At 75.8% G+C, this 3544-nt stretch carries 3 protein-coding genes and 2 pseudogenes; 1 reads left to right on the top strand and 4 read right to left on the bottom strand.

Going from position 1 to position 3544, the window contains the following annotated elements:
- A pseudogene (locus HTZ82_RS32050) lies at positions 1–123 on the top strand (Cys-tRNA(Pro) deacylase); the annotation flags it as partial.
- Between the two features lie 205 nt (positions 124–328).
- On the opposite strand, the gene HTZ82_RS07740 reads toward HTZ82_RS32050, so the two are convergent.
- The 4 genes and pseudogenes from HTZ82_RS07740 to HTZ82_RS07725 all read right to left on the bottom strand — a co-directional run.
- On the bottom strand, positions 329–967 hold the full coding sequence (locus HTZ82_RS07740; protein ID WP_309235361.1) for a DUF2567 domain-containing protein: 639 nt from the start codon (positions 965–967) through the stop codon (positions 329–331).
- Positions 968–1046: 79 nt separating this feature from the next.
- Positions 1047–1880 carry an ABC transporter permease gene (locus HTZ82_RS07735; protein ID WP_175408551.1) on the bottom strand — a complete coding sequence of 278 codons (834 nt, stop codon included), beginning with the start codon at positions 1878–1880 and terminating at the stop codon, positions 1047–1049.
- Between the two features lie 79 nt (positions 1881–1959).
- The gene (locus HTZ82_RS07730; RefSeq protein WP_175408553.1) at positions 1960–2928 is read right to left on the bottom strand and encodes an ABC transporter ATP-binding protein; all 969 of its coding nucleotides are present in this window, start codon (positions 2926–2928) and stop codon (positions 1960–1962) included.
- An 89-nt stretch (positions 2929–3017) separates the two neighbouring features.
- Positions 3018–3544, bottom strand: a pseudogene (locus HTZ82_RS07725) (NYN domain-containing protein); the annotation flags it as partial.

Genomic DNA, 3544 nt, shown 5'->3' with positions numbered 1-3544 from the left:
TCGGCGTCGCGGCACGCGACGATCTGCGTGTCCGCCGGGCGGCGCGGGCTCGAGGTCGAACTGGCCCCGGCGGACCTGGCCGCGCTGACGGGCGCGGTCCTGGCACCGATCGGCCGCGGCTAGCCGAATCGGGGGCTCTGCCCCCGAACCCCCGCTCCTCAATCGCCGGAGGGGCTGATCTCAGCCCGTCCGGCGTTTGAGGACGGGCTCCCCCAAGCTCTTCGAGCAGGGGGTACCCCCACAGGCGCGAACGGGGGTCTGGGGGCAGAGCCCCCAGTCTCGGGAAGGGGCGAGGTTGGGGAAGAACCCGCGGCACCCGCCACCGGCCTCAGACCTGCGGGCCCCAGGGCTCCGGGTCCGGGTCCGGGTCGCGGACGGTGAGGAGGGCCGTCAGCGCCAGGTGGACGACCATCGCGGCGACCGGCCAGGCCAGCAGCGCCCCGTACGCGTGGAGCTCCAGCGGCGCGTCGAACGTGACGCCCTCGCCGACCGCCTTGGCGTGCGCCACCACGTCGTGCGTGGGGCCGAGCAGCGTGCCCGTGCCCCAGCCGATGACCGCGCCCAGCAGCCCGCCGAGCGCCAGGCCCAGCACCACCGCGACGCCGCCCTGACGGCGGAACAGGAACACGGCGGCCGCGCTGACCGCGCCGAAGGCCAGCGCCAGCAGCACGAAGACGCCGTCGGCGCCGATCGCCCCCTCGCTCTCCGAATCCTTCAGCAGCACCGACGTGCCGTCCGAGACCAGCGGGATGCGCGGCGCGAGCCACAGCCACAGCAGGCCGAGCAGAACGCCCGAGACCGCCACCGCGAGCAGCACCACGGCGCCCTGCCGTACCTCCGCCGCCACGTCAGGGCCCGCCGTGTCCTTCCCGTACGGGTGGCCGGACGCGGTCAGGGGGTGGCGCGGCGGCCAGGCGGCACCGCCGCGGGGCGTCTCGTCACCTGGTACAGGGAGGTCTTTGCGCACGTCGTCACTCGATGGCTGGTGGGACGGGGGAAGGGGTGCGGTCACTCTGTCATCGTGCCAGGTGCCGCGGGGTGCCGCCTCACCGTACCGCCGCCCTGCGATACGCCCAGGTCGCGACCGCCAGGGACACGACGCCGACGGCGGCGCAGACCGACAGGTCCAGGCCGACGGCAGCCCAGTCGGGCCGGGCGTCGAAGGTACGGGCCAGGGCCTCCACCCCGTACGTCGACGGCAGCAGGTCCCGTGCCCAGCCGACCGGTGCGGGCAGCCGCTCGGCCGGCAGTACGCCCAGCAGCAGGGCCGCCGACATACCGAGCTGGCCCAGCAGCGTGGCCAGCTCCTGGCGCGGCGCGAGCAGCCCGAGCGCGGCGCCGAGCCCGGCGAGCGCGGCCCCGGCGAGCGGAACCACGGCGGCCAGCACCCACAGGTGGGTGAGCGGCAGGCCGAACAGCAGGGAGCCGATGACCGCCGTGACCGCCGTACCGGGCGCCGTGAAGGAGGCGTACGCCCCGGCGGCGCCGAGCACCACGGCGGCGGGCGGCACCGGCAGCGTGGCGTAGTGGTCGAGTCCGCCGCTCGCCCGCAGCTGCCCGAAGTACTGGGCGAGCAGGTTGAGCGCGACGAACGCCACGACGAGGACGGACGACCCGGCGACGACCGCGCGTGCCTCAGCGCCGCCGTCGACGACGCCCCGCATCAGGACCATGATCCCGACGGACTGGAACGTCGCGACGAACAGCAGCGGGATACGGGCCACCCGGGCCCGCGACAGCTGCGCGCGGTACACGGCGGCGAGCGCGGGCAGCAGCCGGGCGCGGGGTGCGAGGGGCGCGGCGCCGGACCGGCCGCTCGCCTCGGCGGTGCTCGGCCGGACGGCCCCTGTCGAGAGCGCCTCCGCGGGCAGGGTGCTCACCGTTTCCCACTCCTGTCCTGACGGCGGACGCCCCGGACGGCGCGCCGCACCGGGGCCGTGTCCTCGTATCGCTGGTCCTTCATGCCTTGACCAGCCCTTTCGTGGTCTCGCCGCCCAGGGCGAGGTAGACGTCCTCCAGGCTGGGTGTGGCGAGCGTGAAGTCGTCGAGGGCCGCGAACGCGGCGCCGCCGGTGACCGCCGCGACGGCCGCGCGGGCCTCGTCGGGTGCGAGGCGCAGCACCCAGCGGCGGCCCGACTCGCGCGCGGAGGGGCGCAGGGCGGCGACCTCGGGGATGTCGAGGGGGGCGTGGTCGCGCCACACCAGGTCGACGCGTACCTCGCCGGCCACGCGCTCCTTGAGCCCGGCGGGTGTGTCGCAGGCGATGACGCGGCCGCGGTCCAGGACGGCGACGCGGTCCAGGACGGTCTCCGCCTCGATGACGTTGTGGGTGACCAGCAGCACCGTGGTGCCGTGTTCGGCGCGGCGCCGGTCGACGGCGGCCCAGACAGCGCGGCGGGCGACGGGGTCCATGCCGGTGGTGGGTTCGTCGAGGACGAGGAGGGGCCGCTCCCCCACGAGGGCGGCCGCGAAGCAGGCGAGGCGGCGCTGTCCGCCGGAGAGTTTCTTGAGGGGGCGGGCGGCGAGGTCGCCGATGCCCAGTTCGGCGAGGACGGCGTCGCGTTCGGCGCGGGCGTCGCGTGCGGTGAGGCCGCGCAGCCGGCCGGTGGTCTCGGCGGCGAGCGAGACGGTCAGCTCGTCGAGCGCGGTGGACTCCTGGCCGAGGTACGCGATGAGGCGGGCGGCCCGCTCGGGGTGGCGTACGAGGTCGTGGCCGAGGACCTCGACGGTGCCGGAGTCGGGCCGCATGAGGCCGGTGAGCTGGCGGACGAGGGTGGACTTGCCGGCGCCGTTGGGGCCGAGCAGGCCGAAGATCTCGCCGCCCCGCACGTCCATGCTGACCCCGTCGGTGGCCCGCACCTCGGGGGTCGCGGGCGTGCCCCGTCTGCCGCGCGCGGCGGGGTACGTCTTCACCAGGTCCCGCACCACGCACACCGTACTCACGAGGGATGAGCCTAAGGGGTCGCGCGGCCCGGACCGCGCCCGGGGCGGGGCTGCGCGGGCAGTCGCGGGGGCGGCTACTCGCCCGCCGCCGTGTGGGCGGCGGCCGCGCGGACGTCGATCTCGCGCCAGAAGCCGGCCCGGATGGCGTACCGGTCGTGCTCGTCGATCTGGTCGTCCTTGTGGGCGAGGAGGCCGAACCGGGCCGCGTACCGGAGGAGTTCGCCGTCGATGCGGTGCGGGATGCGCGGGTACATGGTGGACAGCTTCTCGACGTGGCTCTGTTCGGGGAGCCGTTCCATCCAGCGGCGGGCGAACACCTGGCCGACCTCGAAGGGGTCGCCGCCGACGGTCGTGATGTCCTCCTCGCGGTCGGCCCAGCGCTGCTCGGCGCTGGTGAGCTGGGCGAGGGTGGGCAGGGACGCGGTTTCGGGGGGTTCGCCGAGTGAACCGCCGGGGCGGTCGATCCAGCCGCGGTCGGAGGACCAGCGGAGGGTGGCGTTGGCGGGGCCGGCCGGCTGCGGGGCGGTCTGGTGGCCGGGGGCGCGGAGTCCGGCGAGGTCCTTGGGCGTGGGGACGGCCTTGGAGGCGGCGGATCCCGCGG

Origin of the sequence: Streptomyces sp. TRM64462, assembly GCF_013362995.1 — a bacterium.
In the GTDB taxonomy this organism is placed as follows: Bacteria; Actinomycetota; Actinomycetes; order Streptomycetales; family Streptomycetaceae; genus Streptomyces.
This window is presented reverse-complemented; position numbering and strand designations above follow the sequence as displayed.